The following is an 18,287-nucleotide window of genomic DNA, read 5'->3' as shown; positions in this document are numbered from 1 at the left end:
AGCAGTGAAGCCAACGGCCCTCGCTTTTTCGCCGATGCGCCGTCCGCTTAATCAGCGAATAAATCGGATGACAAATACCGCTCGCCGGAATCGGGCGCCATGCAAAGGACGCGGGCGCCTTTGGGGAGCTGTTTCGCCACTTTGATGGCGTAATAGGCACTGGCAGCGGCCGAAGCGCCGACCAAAATGCCTTCCTTCGCCGCCAGTTCGCGCGCCATCTGTTGGGCATCCTCATCATTGATCAAAAAAATGTCATCATAAATCGAGCGATTTAAAATTTTCGGGATAAACCCCGGACCCGTGCCGGGAATTTTGTGCGGCCCCGGCTTGCCGCCCGACAACACAGGCGAACCGTACGGTTCAACGACGTAAATGCGCAAATTCGGGATGCGTTTTTTCAGCTCCTCCCCTGTTCCGGTCACCGTCCCGCCGGTGCCGGCGGTTAACACGAACGCATCGAGCCGTCCATCAAACGCTTCATAAATTTCCACCGCTGTTGTATGCCGGTGTGCATCCGGATTGGCCGGATTTTCAAACTGCATCGGAATAAAGCTGTCAGGGATTTCGCCAGCAAGCCGGTTTGCCTCATCGATCGCCCCTTGCATCCGCTTCTCCGCCGGCGTCAAATAGACTTCGGCTCCGTACGCCTTTAAAATTTTCACCCGTTCGACCGTCGCATTGTCGGGCATCGTAATGATGCAACGGTAACCTCTGGCGGCGCACACCATGGCCAGGCCGATGCCGGTGTTGCCGGACGTCGGTTCAATGATCGTGCTTTTTCCCGGTGCAATTTTCCCTTCCGCCTCGGCGCGGCGGATCATTTCCCAAGCGGGCCGGTCTTTGACGCTGCCGCCCGGATTGAACGATTCAAGCTTCATATACACATCCGCGCCGTCCGGGTCAGGAAGACGCTGCAACTTTACAATCGGCGTGCCGCCAATCAAATCTAAAATCGAGTCATACAATTTCACGATCGTCCCCAACCTTTAGCAAAATATTTGTTTGCCTCATTCATTATAAATGATTTTTCTTTTTTCGTTCAAACAGTCTGTCCCGCCCGCAGCACCAGGTTTTTTGATCGTTTTTCGCAAAAGGACGTTCGTTTGGCCGGACCGATTGCGATTTTTCCCCTGTTCTAGTCCGATATTCCCCCTTATAATAAAAAATAAATGATGGAAAGCGAGGTGGCTTTTTTGGCATCTGCGGCACAGCAGCTCGTCACCCATTTAGAAGCCCATTTGCCGAACTTTCTCGCCTATTGGCGGCAACATATGAAAATTGCCGACGATGACAAATACATCGATCATGTCGAACAAAACGGCTTAGCAGTGTTTGAGCTGGTCAAAGAAGCGCTGTTGCGGTCGCTATCTAGCGAGACGGTCGAACGGTTAGCCAACAAAATCGCGAAAGAACGTGCGGAAATGAATGTCGGCATCGGCGCTCTCGTCTACAACGTCAACCTTGGGAGGCGGCTCGTCATCAACCACGCGCTCGCCGCGCCGCTGCCGGTCGACGAGCTGTCCCCGCTCATCGACCATTTGAACGAGCTGTTTGACCAATTTCTGTTTCATGCCATCACAAAATACAATGAGTTAAAGGAAAAAGAACTGCATGAAAAAAACGCGCTCATTGCCAGATCGCATCAAGACCGGCTGACGCTGCTTGGGCAAATGTCATCGAGTTTTGTCCATGAGTTTCGCAATCCGCTTACGGCTATTATTGGTTTTATTCAATTATTGAAGTTTGAGCATCCGCATCTTCCTTATTTAGACATTATCGACCATGAGTTGCAGCAGCTGAAATTTCGCATTTCGCAATTTTTGCATGCCTCACGCAAAGAAATTGTTGAAAGCGAAAAAGAAACGTTTTCGCTGTACCAGTTGTTGGAGGAAATTATCGAGTTTTTATACGCCACGATCGTCGACAGCGATGTCGACCTTTCGGTGGCGATCGATGAATCCATACATATATTTGCCTATAAAGATCAGCTGCGCCAGGTGCTGGTAAACATTTTGCTCAACTCGATCGAAGCGGTGAAAGAGAGGGAAAAACCGCGGCGGATCAACATCGCCGCCCGTTGCCAAGACGGAAGCATCATCATCGAAATCGCCAACAACGGTCCGTCAATTCCAGCCGACATTGTGGAAACGATTTTCGAGCCGTTTTTTACAACGAAAAAACTCGGAACCGGCATCGGCCTGTACATTTGCAAAAAAGTGATCGAAGACCACGGCGGGGATATCTGCTGTTCTTCCGACGACAACATGACGACGTTTTCCATCCGCCTCCCTGCATGACGAACAGCGAAAATGGGCAAGATGGATGAAAAAAGGTGATGCCGATGAAAACGTTTTGGAAAGGCTGGTTGGAGCAGGCGGCAAGTGCCATCCGCGAATGGCTCGAGCGGGAGATGCATTCGTTCGCCGAGCTCGCTGCGTTCATCCGCCATCATCCGGATACCGTTCGACAAGAACGCACATGGCTTGGCTTGACGTACCGGTTCTACTCGCTCACGATAAACGGAGTGTCATTGAAAATGGAAACGAAAGTCGCCCGTGAAGGCAAGGAGCGCATTCTCTTTTTATCGGTCCATGCTCCGCGTACGAAAGCCGCTGTCTACCGCGCCTATGACGAAGACGGCGATTTGGCGGACATCATCGCCACTCCGCCGCTGTCCCAAAAAACCGCACCAGTTTGACCACGGTGCGGTTTTTTCATCATCATTTCGCGAAAAAGCCCCGCTTCCGAGCGAAATGAAAGCAGGAAGAAAGGTCAACCTTTCATGCCCTGCAGCCATTCTTGGTAACATTCCGGACAAAGCGTTTCTTCGTGTTCTTCGCCATTCGTATGGAACGATACGTAATGCACCTTGTCATCGCACTCGCACTGACAGTAAAAACATGTTTCGCTCATCGCTTTCCCTCCCTTGCCTATTAGTGTGAGCCGTCTTATAACAGCGTTGCAAGGGAACTATTCCCAGCGGCATGAGCACAGAATAAACGACGCTCGATGCGATCAGTGCGACGTGAGCGACAACAAATAGTCCAATACCGCCTCTTGCTCTTCCTTCGTAAACCCGGCTTGATGGTCGATCCAATACCGGTGCCCGGCGCCGGTCACATGCACCGACTTTAGAGCTGGAACGGCGGCATTCGCGGCAATGACGCGGCCGCGCCACGTCCGGTCGATCAGCGCCCGCAGACTGTTGCGCGCATCAGGGGCGATGCCTTTTTGAACGGTGCCCGAAAGCCCGAGCTCACCGTTCGGCCCAACCGCCACGCCGCCGTCGTGCAAATACGGCGCACTCCACGCCAGGCCGATGAGGCTCGGCACTTTATACCCGCCCGGCGAATCACCGTGGGCGAAGGCAAGCCTGAGTTGTTTTGGATCTAAACGGTTCGTCGGCACGTTCAATACTTTCGCCCCCTTTGGGATCGGGACCGGCGTATCCGGAGCGTACAACACGGCCTCTCCGAACACTTTTTCTGTCTTTTTCAGTGCTTTCGCCCGCGACGGTTCCGTGCCGATGACATTCGCCGCCACGACGCGGTTGTTCGTCAAATACGCCCCGGCATGGCAGCGGATGCAGCCGGCGCGGACAAACACCTCTCTTCCTCTCGCCGCCCGCTCCTCGCTGATCCGTTCATTTGGCGGCGGAGGATTGAGCGTATTTTGCCAAGCGGCCACGGCATTGTTTTGCTCATTGAACCGATAACCCGGCTCGCTGACGATCAACCCATCTCTGTTTGCTCGCTTCATACGGCGCAATATCGCTCCCATCCGGCACAAACGCATACTCGCCCCGGCGCAAAAGAAGAACGGCGCCGGCGGCTAAGAGAAGGAGAACAGTAACGCTTAGCACACTAGATGCAATCAAAACGTTTAACATATCTTGGACAGAAAAGCCGCTTATCTATTTTTCGACTGTCGAGGGCAAGCCACAGGCTTGCCCCCGTCACGCCTTGGCGTGGCGGAAGACTGAACAACCACCCGCTTCCTAGACCCATACATGAGGCTGAAAGCGGCGTTGTTCGGTCTCCCGACAGTCGATCAAATGCTCGGCAAAAGCCGCAAATGTGAAAACTTCAAATTGCATCTGTATGCAATCGGTCGGCCGCTGAAGAAGAAAATGGGATTTCACCATGGCAAAAGGTGAATCCCATTTTTCATGATTTGTCCGTCAATCGCCCATCCTAACAACAAAGGAGGTGAACAGCGTGAAACGCCGATACCGAATATGGGCCGCGGCCAGCGCGGTTGTTGCTCTACTCGTTGCCGCAGCCGTCTTGGGGCGACCGGCTCCAGAAGAAAACGCCCCGGCTCCACCGCGGCTGAAGCCGTTTGACGCCGAGGTCGCACCCACCCATCCAACCGTTGTCGCCTTAGACAGCTTAAGCGCAGGCGAGCAGCTGAAACAGCAGTTGAACAAGCACCCGCGCATTCGGGAAATCCTCCATAATCGCCGCGGTGACCGAAGCCATTATTTCGCCAATGAGATCGTGGTCCGCTTTCGGGCATTGCCATCGGAAAGCCGTCTTCAACAAATGGAGGCAGCCATCGCCGGCCAGTTCATCAAGCAGGTCGACCACGTGTTTGTATTCCGCTCGCGCGAGCAAACGTATGAGGAAATGCGCCGCTATTTCCGCTCTCTTCCAACGGTTGATTATTGCGAACCGCACTACATTTACATGCAAAATGAGTGGAACAAGCCGGCGCCGGTGCCGAACGATTCGTTTTACGCCCGCTACCAGTGGAACTTGCCGGCCATTCATACCGAAGACGGCTGGACGCTGTCGCGCGGCAAGCGGAATGTGCCTGTCGCCATCATCGACAGCGGAGTCGATTTGACCCATCCCGATTTAACCCGCCGCCTTCTGCCCGGATATAACGTATTGGCCGACGACCGCTCTCCGAATGACGAAAATGGCCATGGCACCCATGTCGCCGGCATTATCGCCTCACAGCCGAACAACGGCGAAGGAGTCGCCGGCATGACATGGTTCAACCCGATCATGGCCGTCAAAGCATTAAATGCGGACGGCTATGGAACGAGCATTGATGTAGCGAAAGGAATCCGCTGGGCGGTCGACCACGGGGCAAAGGTCATCAATTTAAGCCTTGGCAACTACCAACCGTCCTCGGTGCTTGAGGAAGCGATCCGCTACGCCGACGCTCATGATGTCGTGCTTGTCGCCGCTTCCGGCAACGACAGCACGTCGCAGGCGAGCTTCCCAGCCGCTTATCCAGAAGTGATCAGTGTTGGCGCTGTCAACCCGGATCTTTCCTATGCGCTTTATTCCAACTACGGCGACTATATGGATGTCGTCGCGCCTGGAACGAACATTGCCAGCACGTTTGCCGGCCACCGGTACGCCGCCCTTTCCGGCACGTCGATGGCCGCGCCGCACGTCACCGCGCTCGCCGCTTTGATCCGCTCCGTCAACCCGCGGCTTTCGAACGATGAAGTGCGCGACATTATTCTCGAAAGCGCTGACGATTTGGGAGAGAGAGGAAAAGATCCGTATTACGGCTATGGGCTGATTAACGTCTACCGCGCGCTCGAGCTGGCTAAGCGATAACCGATGCTCCTTCCGCCAATGATTGGGGAACTCGTCGCTGGGAAAGGTCAAACGGACAAAATTCTCATCTCCTGTGCGAACGATGTTAAAACTCCCCCACAGCATCAATCAGCAAACAGCCGGAAACGGCGCCTTCGGTGCCGCATTCCCATAGAGGAGCGCCTATCTGCTGAAACGAAAAACGATGGGGATTCGGGCTATACCCCCATACCCATCAAGTTAAGAATTTTGGTCTTTGTGCATCGTCAAAAACATGGTATCCTTTCTAACGAACACTCCACGTTAGAAAGGATTTTTTTCATGGAAAAACAAATGAAAGCATGGATTCAAACCATTCGTCAACTCTTTTCTCCCGAAGAATTAACCCGTCTCGCACGGAAAACAGGCTTTATCCGGCGGCAGCGTTCGTTAACGGCGGAAGCCTTTCTGACTCTCTGTGCATGGGGAGATGGCTCACTGGCCAAACAGTCGCTTCAGCGGTTGTGTGCGGCCTTGACGCTCTGGCATGGCTGTTCCCTTTCAAGCGAAGGCTTGAATCAGCGTTTTACCGATCGGGCCGTGGCATTTTTGCGAGAAGTGTTTTTCCTTCTCCTCCTGCATCAACGTCCATTGCTTTTGTCAGCCATGGAGACCTATCGAACTTGTTTTACCCGCCTGCGGATTTTGGACTCAACCAGCTTTTTGGTTCCCGCTGACTATGGGGAAGACTATCGAGGTTCCGTTTCGTCGGGGGTGAAAATTCAGTTTGAATATGACTTGTTATCCGGCGCCTGCCTTCAGCTATGCGTTCAATCGGCCAATGACTCGGACGCTCGTTTTGCCTATCATGCCCAGCATACGATTTTACCGAATGACCTATGTATTCGGGATTTGGGCTTTTTCTCCGTTGCCGCACTGGCCGAGATCGACGCCCGCGGAGCGTATTATATTACTCGGCTCCGTTCCGATATGAAAGTGTATATCAAGGAGAATGGCCAGTGGAAGGAATGGGATTGGGAATCCCTTGGGAATCAATTAGAGGAAGGGGAATCAGTGGAAATGGAACATGTGTACATCGGACATGAACGCTTGTATGTTCCACGGTTGGTTTTCCGCCGTCTGACGGCGGAAGAATGGCAAAAACGGATGGCGTATGTGCGGAAAAAGGAAAAAAGAAAAGGGAAGGCGCTGGCACGCCAAACCCTCGAACAAAAGAAATACCACATCTTACTGACGAATTTACCACAAGAGTCGTTTGATGGTCAACAGGTTTATGAGCTCTATTCCCTGCGCTGGCAAATTGAATTGTTGTTTAAAGCCTGGAAATCCGTATTTGATTTGGAGAAAGTCAAGGAGATGAAAAAAGAACGTTTCGAATGCCATTTATACGGGACGTTGATTGCCATTTTGGTCACCCAGACGTTTCTGTTTCAAGCTCGGATGTATTGGCATCAAAAGGAAGACATTGAAATCAGTGAACGGAAAGCGCTCGATCTTCTCCAATCGTATTGGCACCAGTTGCTTTTGCGTTCGCATATGGCGGAAATCAACCTTTTCTCTCTCCTTTCCCTGTTACGAAAACATGCCAAGAAAGGTCGAAGGAAAGGGGAAGAAACGGCATCAGATATCTTAACGAAATTAGAGATATGGTAGAATTAGATATGGATATAAATACCAAATACCCCTCTTCTGGAGGGGTATTTGGTATGCCCAATAATGGATGTGATCCCCATCATTCACTGCGGGGATGAACACGAGTATCGTCTTAAAAATTTTATACCGCTAAACTTGACGGGTATGGGCTATACCCCCATCGTTTTTTCGCGCGTCAACATCGTCGTCACCGCCCCGACGACCGTGACAACGACAAGCGAGTGGACAAACGGCACTGAGTCGATGATCATGCTCCCAGCTGAAATAATGCAGGCGTCAATGACAAAAATGATGATCCCGACGTTCCAGTTCGTCCATCTAGCGATAAACTGGGCGAGCAGGTCGGTCCCGCCTGTGCTCGTCTCCTCGCGCAGCATCAAGCCGATGCCCGCGCCGACCAGCACCCCGCCGATGACCGCGCTCAAAAGCGAATCCAACACCACCACGCCGCGCAAAACGGACAATACGTCAATCATCCATGAGGAAAATAAAAGTCCGTGCAAGCTGTTGTAAAAAAACGGGCGGTAGTAAAACCATGCGGCTGCATAAAGCGGAACGCTTAAGACGATCATCGTCAACCCAGCCTGAACGTGCCACACGTATTTGGCGATCAGCCCGAGCCCGATCATCCCCCCATCAAGCAAATGGTGAGGGACTAAAAAGACGTTGATGCCAACGCCAAGAAGCAGACTGCCGACAATCACCGCCGCCATTTTTTTGATCATCACGAAACCCCTCCGCCACGGCTTATCCCAACGAGCCAACATGCCTCCATATATATGTATATGGCGCCCCTTGACAGAGCTTGTCTCTTTTTTGCCGCATCGCGGAGGAAATGGCTGGTCACGGACGAAATGCAAAAATAAGAGGCCAGGCCTCTATGCCCAACCTCTTATTTTTGCGCTTTTGTCGTCTCGTCATCGTCGATGATGCCTTTTGTCGCATTCTTAAATTCGCGCAGCGTTTTCCCGGCCGCTTGTCCTAACTCCGGCAGCTTTTTCGGCCCGAAAATGAGCAAAGCGAAAAAGACGATGAGCGCAATTTCTCCAAAGCCGATGTTCATGTTTGTCACTCCAATGTTCAAGCGTCGTTTCTTGAATCATTATACCATAGAAGAACAGACAGTGTCATCGTCTTTCCCTTGACAAAACGGCGACAATTTGCACATCTCTCATTGTTCCTCAAGCAGTCGCACCGGTACGTCTTGTTCGTGTTCCGGCTCATCGGTGAAATAAACGCGAGCCATTTCGCGCTCATCATCGACGTGCTGAATCACCACTTGTTTCCCTTTATACATCACCGGAACGATCTCCCCGGCTTCAGCCATTCGCTTCGCCCGCAACAGTTCCATTTACTCCCCTCCTTTCGCACTGTCTTCCGCCTGTGCCCGCAAGCTTTTCCAAAACAACTCGTCGTTGCAGACAATCTCATGAAGCTCGCCTTCGTCTCCTTTGGCGTTGATGATTTCAAGCAACTGCGTCATATCGCCTATTTCGCGCCGATCGTTTTTCACCGAATCATCCCCTTTCTTTGGCAAACTGATGACAGCGGACATCCCATCGCTTCGTTTCCTGCGTTGACTCCCTCAAAAAGAAGGAGTATGATTCGAATTGGTGTGTACAGAAAGGAGGAAACACTATGAAGGAGCGGGACTATTATTTTGACAACGCAAAATGCGCGCTCATGCTCCTCGTCGTGTTTGGCCACTTTCTGCGCCCGTACATTGATGACGTCTTATGGGTGCACAGCTTGTATACGTGGATTTTCTTTTTCCACATGCCGGCGTTCGTTTTCATTTCCGGCTATTTCGCAAAAAAATTCCACGAGCACGGCTACTTGCAAAAGATCACGAAAAAATTGCTCATCCCGTACGTTCTGTTCCAGCTGGTGTATTCGATCTACTATTTCTTCCTGTATGACAAACAGTCGCTGGAACTTGACTTATTGACCCCGCATTGGAGTTTATGGTTTTTGCTCAGCCTGTTTAGCTGGAACGTGCTGCTGTTATGGTTCGGCCGGCTGCCAAAGCGGATCGCATTGCCGATGGCGCTTCTTTTCGGCCTTGCCGGCGGGATGATGGAAGTGGAAAAATGGCTGAGCTTGTCGCGAACGCTCACGTTTTTCCCGTTCTTTTTGCTTGGATTTTTCTTTCAAAAGTCGGCGATCGAGCGCTTGTTTGCCGCCCCAGTGCGCCTCGTTTCGCTATTCGTGCTTGTTGGCATGTTTTTCGTCATCCATTTCGGGTTTCCGGATTTGCCGCAAGATTGGCTGTACGGCTCGAAATCGTACGATACGCTCGGCGTCTCGGAATCAGCCGGCATTGCGAGCCGCCTCGCCATTTATGGGGCGAGCCTGCTCATGATGTTTGGCTTTCTGTCGCTCATCCCGAGCCGTCGCTTCTCCTTTTCCGTGCTCGGGGCGCGCACGTTTTACATTTATATCTTGCACGGGTTTATTTTAAAATATTTGCACGAGACGCCATTCCCAGACTTTATTATGGATGTGCACGGCTATCCGCTTCTGCTTGCACTGTCGGTTGCCATGATGCTCATCCTTGGAAGCAAGCCGGTCGTCCGGCTCGTGCGGCCGCTGTTGGAATGGCGATGGCCGAACTGGCGGCAGACAACGACCTAGCAGTCAAAAAAGAAGGTGTCCCGAAATATCAACGGGACACCTTTTTCCATTTATGGCGCTTTGCCTACAAGTGGAAACCGACTTTTTCATTCAGCGCGTGCGGGCTGCCCGCACCGCTTCCGCTAAGGCGGCGGCCGCCGCCTTTGGCGACGGAGCCGAAGCGATGGCGCTGATGACGGATACTCCATCCGCCCCGGCTTCCACAACGGTTTTGGCGTTCGCAGCCGTAATGCCGCCAATGGCGACGATTGGAATGGTGATGCCGGCTTCGCGCAAGCGGCGGAGAACATCCGGTCCTTGCGCTTCCTTTGCATCCTCTTTCGAACTGGTCGGGTAAATCGGGCCGACGCCGAGGTAATCGGCGCCCGCCTCAACGGCCGCCATCGCTTCTTCGACGTTGTGCGCTGAGACGCCCAAAATTTTATCGCCGATTTTTTCCCGCACGCGCCGCGCGTCCTCATCGTCTTGACCGACATGGACGCCGTCGGCATCAATGGCGAGGGCCAGCTCGACGTCATCGTTGACGATAAACGGCACCCCATAAGCGCGGCAAAGGCGCTGCAGCTGCCGGGCGAGCGCCTCTTTGTCCGCCCCTTTTAAAGCGCCCGGCCCTTTTTCGCGGAATTGAAACAACGTCACACCGCCGTCAAGCGCTTCTTTCAGCACATCGGCGGCCGGACGTTCGCTGTTTTGGCTTCCCATAATGAAGTAAACAGCCAGCCGCTCCTTCATTTCGCCGCTCGCGATGCGCACCATCGTTCTCACTCTCCATATTGGCGGTACGCCCAATGGTTCGTCGGCCCATGGCCTTGGCCGATGCCGAGCGGGTGGGCAATCGCCGATTGCACAAACGCCTTCGCCGTCGCGACAGCGTCGACAGGATGCCGCCCTTTCGCCAGCTCAGCGGCGATCGCCGCGGCAAATGTACACCCGGTTCCGTGCGTATGGCGCGTGTCAATTCGCTTGCTTTTAAAATAGGAAAATTCGCTGCCGTTATACAGCAAGTCGACGGTTTCTTCGCCATCATCGTCATGGCCGCCTTTCACGACGACATAGCGGGCGCCCATCCGGTGGAGGAGGCGCGCGGCTTCGCGGCGGTCATCCATCGTGCGGATGACAACGCCTGTCAACGCTTCCGCTTCTGGAATGTTCGGTGTAATGACAAGCGCCATCGGCAGCAGCTCTTCTTTCAGCGCGGCCACCGCTTCCTCTTGCAACAGCGGAGCGCCGCCTTTGGCGATCATCACCGGGTCGACGACCAGCTGCTCCCATTTATGTTTTTTCACTTGTTCAGCAACCGTACGAATGATCTCGGCACTAAAGAGCATGCCGGTTTTCACCGCATCCGCGCCTAAATCGGCGGCCACCGATTCGATCTGGGCGGCGACTGCTTCCGCCGAGAGCGGATAGACTCCTTGCACGCCAAGGGTGTTTTGCGCCGTCACCGCCGTGATCGCTGACATGCCAAAGACGCCGAGCTCCTGGAACGTTTTCAAGTCAGCCTGAATGCCGGCGCCGCCGCCGCTGTCCGACCCGGCAATCGTCAACGCTTTGTACACCATCGTGTTTCTCCTCCCCTTTTACCGTTGTTCCACCCGGCCATGCCGTTTGACATCATCGACGCTTGTATACGCCAACGCGTCCAAAAACGCCGTCTGGAAGCTGCCCGGTCCGCGCTCCCCGGCTTTGGCCGCCGCCTGCTCCGCTGCGACGCCGTAATACACAAGCGCAGCCACCGCCGCTGCCCCCGCATCGCGCTCAACGGCCGCAAACGCTCCGATGACCGATGTCAGCAAGCAGCCCGCTCCGGTCACTTTCGTCAACAACGGATGGCCGTTCTGAATAAGATACGTCGTCTGTCCGTCCGCAACGACGTCCTCTTTTCCAGTAATCGCGACAACGGCGCCGAGCTGCTCCGCCGCCCGTTTGGCCAACGCCACTCGATCGCCGCTGCCGCCGCCGGCATCGACTCCTTTAATCGTCCACGCCTCACCAATCATATTGGCGATCTCCGCCGCATTGCCACGGATCACGGCAAGCTTGACTTGTTCCGCGATGCGGCGCGCCGTCTCCGTCCGGTAGCGCGTGGCCCCGGCCCCGACCGGGTCGAAAATGACCGGCACGCCGGCTTCATTGGCTGCCTGGCCGGCGACAAGCATCGCTTCCACCTCTTTGTCATTCAACGTCCCAATATTGAGGACAAGCGCTCCAGCGAGCTTCGCCATCTCGCCCACTTCCTCTTTCGCATACGCCATCACCGGCGAAGCGCCAAGCGCAAGCAATCCATTCGCCGTCCAATTCGTCACAACGACATTCGTGATATTATGGACGAGCGGATTCTCCTCTCTTACCCGCTCGAGCAGTTCCGCCCATTCATGCCAATTGGCCATTTCCGGTTTCTCCCCTTTCCAAGCCCTTTCGCCGGCCATACACTGGCTTTCGCCGTACTTTCGGCCAATAGAATGATCCATTCTCCCCATCCATCAGTCTACTCTTTCTTTTTTTGAATTGCAAGACAAAGAAAAAAGGCGGCCGCCAAAGCGCACCTCCCTTTTTGTTCCATTACGAACGCGTCCATTCGGCCGCCCCTCCCTCTTCGGACGGCGCCGCCGGCGACAGCCGCTGCGGCAGCGGCCAATTCCACAAATCCAAATCGATGATATAGCGCGGCCGCCGTTTTGTTTCTTTGTAAATTTTTCCAATATATTCACCAATCAGCCCGAGCGCCATCAGTTGCAACCCTCCTAACAGCCAAATGGACGTAATGAGCGACGTCCAACCCGTTTCCGTATGCCCGACCCATTTGAGGAAAAGAAAATAGGCGCCAAACATCAAGCTGACGACAAACGAGAGAAACCCAACGAGCGAAATGAAACGGATCGGGGTGACGCTGAACGACGTCACGCCGTCAAGCGCAAAGGCGATCATTTTTTTCAGCGGATATTTCGTTTTCCCGGCCAGCCGCTCTTTTCGGTCATAATAAACCGTCGCCGACCGAAAGCCCAAAAGTGGAACGATGCCGCGCAAAAACAAGTTCGCTTCCCCGAACTGTTCAAGCGCGTCCACAGCGCGCCGGCTCATAAGGCGATAGTCGGCGTGATTGTAAACGAGATCGACGCCAAACGCCTTCATCAACCGATAAAACCCTTGCGCCGTATGGCGCTTGAACCATGTATCGGCATCGCGCCGCCGGCGCACGCCGTAGACGATGTCATAGCCTTCACGAAACTTTTGCACAAATTCCCGAATCGCCGCTACATCATCTTGCAAATCGGCGTCGATCGAAATGAGGCAATCGGCATGCCTTTTCGCGGCGAACAGCCCAGCAAGCAGCGCGTTTTGGTGGCCGGCGTTATGCGCCAGTTTCAGCCCTTTCACTTCCGGGTGACGCAAACTCGCTTTGTATATGATCTTCCATGTGTCATCACAGCTGCCGTCATCGACGAACAAAAGCGCGCTGTTGGATGAAATGAGCTGCTCTTCAATCAATTGTTCGCGCAACTCCCGTAAGCGGCGGATCGTCTCCGGCAGCACCTCTTCTTCGTTGTAACACGGCACAACAATAGCCAACGTCGGTTCGAACATGTCACCTTCCTCCCTCCGGCACGACTTTGTATAAATAGATGGTCCACGCGGACTCTTTGGAACGGAACACCCGCTCAAGGCGCAAGGCGTTTTCGTCGGCATTTTCAATCGGCAGCGCTGAAAAAATGTAGCGCCCGCCCATGTTATAAAACACGTTTGTGTTCAATTCCAAGCTGCGAATCGTCCGCTTCGAGTTTTTCTGAAACATATACCGCTTGCCGAGCTCATCGACGAACAAATAGCAGCGCCCGCCCCATTCATCGAAATACTCGCGCAGTTTTTTGTTTTTCGCAAGCTCCTTGGCGATGATGCGGCGAAACCGATGCTTGTATTCGAGCGGATAAAAGTTGTTGTACGTATCGAGTGTGTAAAAGCCGTTGTATTGAGCGATCGCCGGGTGGATGCCGATGCTGGCGACACGGTATGTATGCACCGGGCGGCCGATATAGCGGCGAATGGCGGCAAACTGCTTTTCCGCGTAAAACTCGCGAAACGACGGCTTGTCGCGGTAGACGATTTCCTCATTGCATAAAGCAAGCACGACAAGCTGCAAGACAATGGCCGCCGCACCGACCGCCCGCCACCTTCGGCCTTCCTGCCAAAAAATTTTCAGCGCCAGTGCAAACAAGACGTAAATCACCATTGGCCGCAAAAAATGGTAGCGGGCGAAATTGAACTTATCGAGCAAATCAAACCGTTCGGTGAGCGGCAGCCATCCTTTGTAAAACCAAAACGCATACCATGTCGACAGCGCGAAGTTCAACCCGTGCAAAATCAAAAACAGTTTCTCCCGCCGCCAGCTTTTCCGCTTCCATACAATGTACAAGGCAACGAGCGTCACCGGTAAAATGACGAGCCCATGCACGGTCATGACGTGGGTATGGCCGAGCACATAGTTTTTGAACGTCAGCCGGATGACGCGCCAAAGCGGCAGACGGGCGTGGAAATATTCGTCGCGGCTTGTCGGCTCATTGGAAAACAAGAGCGAATGGACAAGCCGGTAATCGACCGCCAAATAGAGCATCGTCATATAGACGATGGCCGCCAAAAACCGCCAATTCCAACCCTTGCCGCGGATGACATCAATGAGCCACCAAATCCCAAGCGCGCTCAAGAAAAAGAAAAATCCAAGCACGAAGCTCGAATAGAGCGGCAAAAGCGTCAACACCGCCCAGTTCACCCATGAACGCTCGCCGCCCCGAATGTTTAAAAACGCCCAAAGCGCAAGCGGCATCCCGAGCGTACTTAACATTCCCGATGGCCAAAACGGCGTCAAGGCAAACGTCAACGAAGAGCCGATGCGAATCCATCCCCAGCGCTCGCCCGGCAGCACATGTTTTCGCAGCAGCAAATACATGCCGATGAACGCCAATACGCGGGTTGCGGCTTGACTGAGCCCATAGGCGTAAATGGATGGAAACAGGGCGTGAAGCCAAACGATGCCGCTGAATTCTGTGCCGAACGCGTTGCGCGGCAGGCCGTTGATGATTTGCGGAATGACGCCATCGACCGGTCCGAACAGCTCACCGCTTCGAGTGAGCACCTTATACCAGGCGATGTTCGAATCCAAATTGTCGTGGACGCGCATATGCGCATCCTCGCCAAGCACAAAATACGGCGACACGTACAAGGCGATGACAACGAAAGAGAAGATCAGGATTCGCTTTTCGATGGCCGGCACCTTTTCTCCCCCTTTCGCCCGGCTCTTGTCTTTCTTTATTGTTCAACCCAACAGGAAAATTATTCATGAGAATGGAAAAAAACGGACCCCTGTCCAAACAAAAAACCGCCGTCGGCCGGATGAAGCCGGATGACGGCGGTTTTCTATTCGTCTATTTACCTTTCGATCAGCCTTTTGCATGCAACACAACGTTGCCCAAAAAGCTGGTGATGGAACGAAAAAACGCGCGAACCATGGAGATTTCGCTCTTGAACGCTCTCCCACCTACGCTCACGCGTGGAAGTGTGGGGTCTTCTCGGTTTAGGATGATAAACAACCGCTTTTCCGCGCGTTCGCAACAACGATTTTGCAGAAAGCGCGGTTTTTACCGACCTTACAAACGGCGTCAAGCCGAGAACAGCGCCGCCGGATTGCCGATGAACATTTGCTCAAGCACTTCGTCGCGGATTCCTTCATTTTTCAGCGCGGGGATGATGTTCACAAACAAATGCTCGACATGCCAATTTTTCATCATTTCCGCAAACGGTTCCGGCAGCGTAAACGGACGACCGAGCCAAACGTTGACAGTGTCATGCGACAGCATAATTTGTTTCTCGTACCCATCGCGGAGCAGAGCAAGGAGCGTCCGCACCCGCTCCTCATCGGTCGGCGCGCCGACCATCCCTTGGATGCCGAAGCGGTCAAACGCAATGTAAACGCCGTAAGCAAGCGTCTTTCGATGATAGTCCGGGTCCGTGTTGCCGCACATATGGCCGATGACAATTTTTTTCGGATCGGCGCCGTGCTCAAGCAAATAGGCGGCTTGTTCCGGCCCCATCGTTCCTTCTTGCGTATGGGTGATGATGACCGCGCCCGTCTCTTTTTGCGCGCGGGCGGCGGCGCGGAAGAACATCTTTTCGTACTCGGTGATGCGCCCTTTGCTCGAGGCGAGCTTGATGACACCCGCCTTGATTCCGGTATCGGCAATGCCCTCGGTCAGCTCGGCCATAAACATGTCGTAAATGTCATCTTCTGCTGTTCCGAGAAGCCGGCGGAATTGGAAGTACGGCGGCGCCCCTTCCCCTTCATAATAATAGCCGGTGGCGCAAATAATGTTCAGCCCCGTCTCTTCAGCGACGCGCCGCAAAAACGCCGGGTTGCGCCCGCAATCGTTCGGCGTCGGATCGACAACCGTTTGAATGCCGTGCCGCTTCATCTTTTCCGCCGCCTCGACTGCGACGCGAAGCGCCTCGTCTTCACGGAACGTGCCGCGCGTCACATCGCCTTGAAACCCTGGATAACCGAAGAGGAAATGCTCGTGGATGAGCGTTTTGCCAAGCTGTTCCACCGGCACCGGCCCGCATACCGTTTCTACCATCTCCGCCATCAGTTGTTCACCCCTTTCCCCGCTTTTTCATACTCCTCTTCCTGCAGTTTCCGCCAAAGCAGCTTGCCGCTTGACGTCATCGGCAGCGATGAGCGGAATTCAACGAGGCGCGGATATTTGTACGCCGCCATTTGCGTCTTGGACCATTCAATGATCTCTTCTTCCGTTACTTTGCCGACATACTCGTCATGAAGGACGATAAACGCCTTCACCGTTTCGCCGCGGCGCGGATCCGGCACGCCGACAACGCACGCCTGCTGAACAGCCGGATGTTTGTACAAAAGCGACTCGACTTCGGTCGGCCACACTTTGTATCCAGAAGCGTTGATCATCCGTTTGACGCGGTCGACGATGAAAAAGTAGCCTTCCTCATCCATCCGCCCGATGTCGCCGGTGCGGAAAAACCGCTTGCCGTCGAGCTCGATGAACGCTTCTTCCGTTTCTTTTTCACGCCGGTAATAGCCGCGGAACACTTGCGGACCACAAACGATGATCTCCCCGACTTCGCCGACGCCAAGCTCCCGCCCCGTCGCCGGGTCAATGATGCGCGCGTCGACGTCAAACGACGGAACGCCGAGACATTGCAATTTCGGCCGGTCCGGCGGATTGAAATGCGTCTGCGAAATCGTCTCCGTCAGCCCGTAGCCTTCAAAATAACGGACGCCGGTGAGCTGGAACAATTTTTCCCCGACCGCTTCCGGAAGCGCCGCTCCGCCGCCGGAAATGCTCGAAAGCGAGGAAATGTCATACCGGCCAAGCGCCGGGTTGGCCAAAAAGTCGATCAGCATCGTGCTGATGTTCACCCAATGCGTGCAGCGGTGCAATTCAATCAGCCGGGCGGCCGCGTCCCGATCCCAGCGCGTCATCAACACCATGGCGGCGCCGGCGAAAATCGGCGTATGCATGCTATGGACCATCCCCGTGACATGGAAAAACGGCAGCGTCGCCAACGCGACCGAATCGCTCGTCACATCGCCCCAGTGGTAGGCGCCGACGATGTTGGCGTTCACCGTCCGGTGCGGGTGGATGCAGCCTTTTGGCACCCCGGTCGTCCCGGATGTGTATGGCAAGACGGCGATGTCATCAACATGGCCGTTGTATGGAAGCGGCGGCAATTGGGCGCCGAGGCAGTCCGCCCATAAAAGAATGCGCTCATCCCCAATGGCCCGCCGCGGCGCCGCCACTTCAGCCGGAAGCGAAACCGGCGATTCATCGGAAGCATAATCAGAATAAGCGGCGACGATGATTTGTTCCAACGCCGTTCGTCCAAGGAGCGGGGCCGCTTTGTCAAGCAGCTCCTGCCCAACGATGGCGACTCTCGTTTCGCAATCATTGACGTAAAAGGAAAGCTCCTCTGAGGTGTTCATCGGATTGATCGGCACGACGATCGCTTCAGCGCGCAAAATGGCATAGTAGGAGATGACAAACTGCGGAGAATTTTGCATGTACAATAGAACGCGGTCGCCCGGTTTGACGGACAGCTTTTGCTGCAAATAGCCGGCCAACGCGTTCACTTCATCGAGCAACTGTTTGTACGAATACACGGCTCCGTAATAGTAAATCGCCGTTTTGTTCGGATAGCGCTTCGCCGTTGTTTCCAAATGGTCGACCAGCGTCGTCTCCGGCACAGCCAGCGTTTTTGAGAGCCGTTTCGGCCAATACGGGTAATGTCTCGTATTCATTCCGTTTTCCTCCTCCTTTTCACGCGATCGTTCACTGCGGCAGCCTCCACGCAAGCAGCATTGGATAGCTTTTTTTACTGACCAGTTGGTATATAGCCGACTATTTTTTATTGTACACGCTTTCATGA

18 protein-coding genes and 1 pseudogene are annotated in these 18,287 nt (G+C 54.0%); 5 read left to right on the top strand and 14 right to left on the bottom strand.

The genetic code is table 11. The features are described 5' to 3' along the window. Positions 1 to 47 precede the first annotated feature (47 nt). Positions 48 to 971 carry a cysteine synthase A gene (gene cysK, locus ACVBDQ_RS06000; protein ID WP_446663094.1) on the bottom strand — a complete coding sequence of 308 codons (924 nt, stop codon included), beginning with the start codon at positions 969 to 971 and terminating at the stop codon, positions 48 to 50. 222 nt (positions 972 to 1,193) lie between these two features. Between cysK and ACVBDQ_RS05995 the strand changes: the two genes are divergently transcribed. Together ACVBDQ_RS05995 and ACVBDQ_RS05990 are read left to right on the top strand one after the other, a co-directional pair. Next, positions 1,194 to 2,297: a sensor histidine kinase gene (locus ACVBDQ_RS05995; protein ID WP_014195670.1), complete on the top strand. Its 1,104-nt coding sequence runs from the start codon at positions 1,194 to 1,196 to the stop codon at positions 2,295 to 2,297. A 44-nt stretch (positions 2,298 to 2,341) separates the two neighbouring features. Next, the gene (locus tag ACVBDQ_RS05990) at positions 2,342 to 2,698 is read left to right on the top strand and encodes a hypothetical protein (RefSeq protein ID WP_033025256.1); all 357 of its coding nucleotides are present in this window, start codon (positions 2,342 to 2,344) and stop codon (positions 2,696 to 2,698) included. A gap of 74 nt (positions 2,699 to 2,772) precedes the next feature. Here the strand turns inward: ACVBDQ_RS05990 and ACVBDQ_RS05985 are convergent, their stop codons facing one another. Beyond that, positions 2,773 to 2,913, bottom strand: coding sequence for a hypothetical protein (locus tag ACVBDQ_RS05985; RefSeq protein ID WP_164977981.1), 141 nt, complete (start codon positions 2,911 to 2,913; stop codon positions 2,773 to 2,775). Positions 2,914 to 3,015: 102 nt separating this feature from the next. After that, positions 3,016 to 3,741 (bottom strand): annotated as a pseudogene (locus tag ACVBDQ_RS05980) (electron transport protein); the annotation flags it as partial. 476 nt (positions 3,742 to 4,217) lie between these two features. On the opposite strand from ACVBDQ_RS05980, the gene ACVBDQ_RS05975 reads away from it, so the two are divergent. Both ACVBDQ_RS05975 and ACVBDQ_RS05970 read left to right on the top strand, forming a co-directional pair. Next, entirely contained in the window at positions 4,218 to 5,579 is a 1,362-nt protein-coding gene (locus ACVBDQ_RS05975; protein ID WP_446663093.1) for a S8 family peptidase, read from the top strand. Between the two features lie 300 nt (positions 5,580 to 5,879). Further along, the gene (locus ACVBDQ_RS05970; RefSeq protein ID WP_014196823.1) at positions 5,880 to 7,211 is read left to right on the top strand and encodes an IS4 family transposase; all 1,332 of its coding nucleotides are present in this window, start codon (positions 5,880 to 5,882) and stop codon (positions 7,209 to 7,211) included. A gap of 149 nt (positions 7,212 to 7,360) precedes the next feature. On the opposite strand, the gene ACVBDQ_RS05965 is transcribed toward ACVBDQ_RS05970, so the two are convergent. The 4 genes from ACVBDQ_RS05965 to ACVBDQ_RS05950 all read right to left on the bottom strand — a co-directional run bounded on the left by ACVBDQ_RS05965 (position 7,361) and on the right by ACVBDQ_RS05950 (position 8,724). Continuing rightward, on the bottom strand, positions 7,361 to 7,936 hold the full coding sequence (locus tag ACVBDQ_RS05965; protein ID WP_033025253.1) for a YitT family protein: 576 nt from the start codon (positions 7,934 to 7,936) through the stop codon (positions 7,361 to 7,363). A 167-nt stretch (positions 7,937 to 8,103) separates the two neighbouring features. Beyond that, a complete protein-coding gene (locus ACVBDQ_RS05960) occupies positions 8,104 to 8,274 on the bottom strand; it encodes a twin-arginine translocase TatA/TatE family subunit (RefSeq protein ID WP_011231011.1) in 171 nt (56 codons plus the stop codon). A 108-nt stretch (positions 8,275 to 8,382) separates the two neighbouring features. Next, positions 8,383 to 8,562 (bottom strand): H-type small acid-soluble spore protein, encoded by a 180-nt coding sequence (locus ACVBDQ_RS05955; RefSeq protein ID WP_011231010.1) that lies wholly within the window; start codon positions 8,560 to 8,562, stop codon positions 8,383 to 8,385. Beyond that, a complete protein-coding gene (locus ACVBDQ_RS05950) occupies positions 8,563 to 8,724 on the bottom strand; it encodes a hypothetical protein (RefSeq protein WP_011231009.1) in 162 nt (53 codons plus the stop codon). Positions 8,725 to 8,849: 125 nt separating this feature from the next. Between ACVBDQ_RS05950 and ACVBDQ_RS05945 the strand changes: the two genes are divergently transcribed. Then, positions 8,850 to 9,845, top strand: a complete 996-nt coding sequence (locus tag ACVBDQ_RS05945; protein ID WP_011231008.1) for an acyltransferase family protein — start codon at positions 8,850 to 8,852, stop codon at positions 9,843 to 9,845. 90 nt (positions 9,846 to 9,935) lie between these two features. Here the strand turns inward: ACVBDQ_RS05945 and thiE are convergent, their stop codons facing one another. From thiE to ACVBDQ_RS05910, 7 genes are all read right to left on the bottom strand, one after another. Then, positions 9,936 to 10,601, bottom strand: a complete 666-nt coding sequence (thiE, locus tag ACVBDQ_RS05940) for a thiamine phosphate synthase (RefSeq protein WP_011231007.1) — start codon at positions 10,599 to 10,601, stop codon at positions 9,936 to 9,938. A gap of 5 nt (positions 10,602 to 10,606) precedes the next feature. After that, complete coding sequence (thiD, locus tag ACVBDQ_RS05935) at positions 10,607 to 11,407, bottom strand: bifunctional hydroxymethylpyrimidine kinase/phosphomethylpyrimidine kinase (protein ID WP_068896431.1); 801 nt, start codon at positions 11,405 to 11,407, stop codon at positions 10,607 to 10,609. An 18-nt stretch (positions 11,408 to 11,425) separates the two neighbouring features. Further along, the gene (gene thiM / locus ACVBDQ_RS05930; protein ID WP_068896432.1) at positions 11,426 to 12,235 is read right to left on the bottom strand and encodes a hydroxyethylthiazole kinase; all 810 of its coding nucleotides are present in this window, start codon (positions 12,233 to 12,235) and stop codon (positions 11,426 to 11,428) included. Positions 12,236 to 12,407: 172 nt separating this feature from the next. Next, a complete protein-coding gene (locus tag ACVBDQ_RS05925; protein WP_023634543.1) occupies positions 12,408 to 13,430 on the bottom strand; it encodes a glycosyltransferase family 2 protein in 1,023 nt (340 codons plus the stop codon). Between the two features lies 1 nt (position 13,431). Continuing rightward, a complete protein-coding gene (locus ACVBDQ_RS05920) occupies positions 13,432 to 15,111 on the bottom strand; it encodes a DUF6044 family protein (RefSeq protein WP_011231003.1) in 1,680 nt (559 codons plus the stop codon). 385 nt (positions 15,112 to 15,496) lie between these two features. Next, entirely contained in the window at positions 15,497 to 16,477 is a 981-nt protein-coding gene (locus ACVBDQ_RS05915) for a phosphotriesterase family protein (protein WP_021322572.1), read from the bottom strand. Beyond that, positions 16,477 to 18,159 (bottom strand): long-chain fatty acid--CoA ligase, encoded by a 1,683-nt coding sequence (locus tag ACVBDQ_RS05910; protein ID WP_011231001.1) that lies wholly within the window; start codon positions 18,157 to 18,159, stop codon positions 16,477 to 16,479. The genes ACVBDQ_RS05915 and ACVBDQ_RS05910 overlap by 1 nt, the downstream gene beginning before the upstream one ends. Positions 18,160 to 18,287: the final 128 nt, after the last annotated feature.

Source organism: Geobacillus sp. CCR (assembly GCF_052906625.1).
The sequence above is the reverse complement of the archived record's forward strand: the minus strand, read 5'-3'. Positions and strand labels throughout refer to the sequence as shown.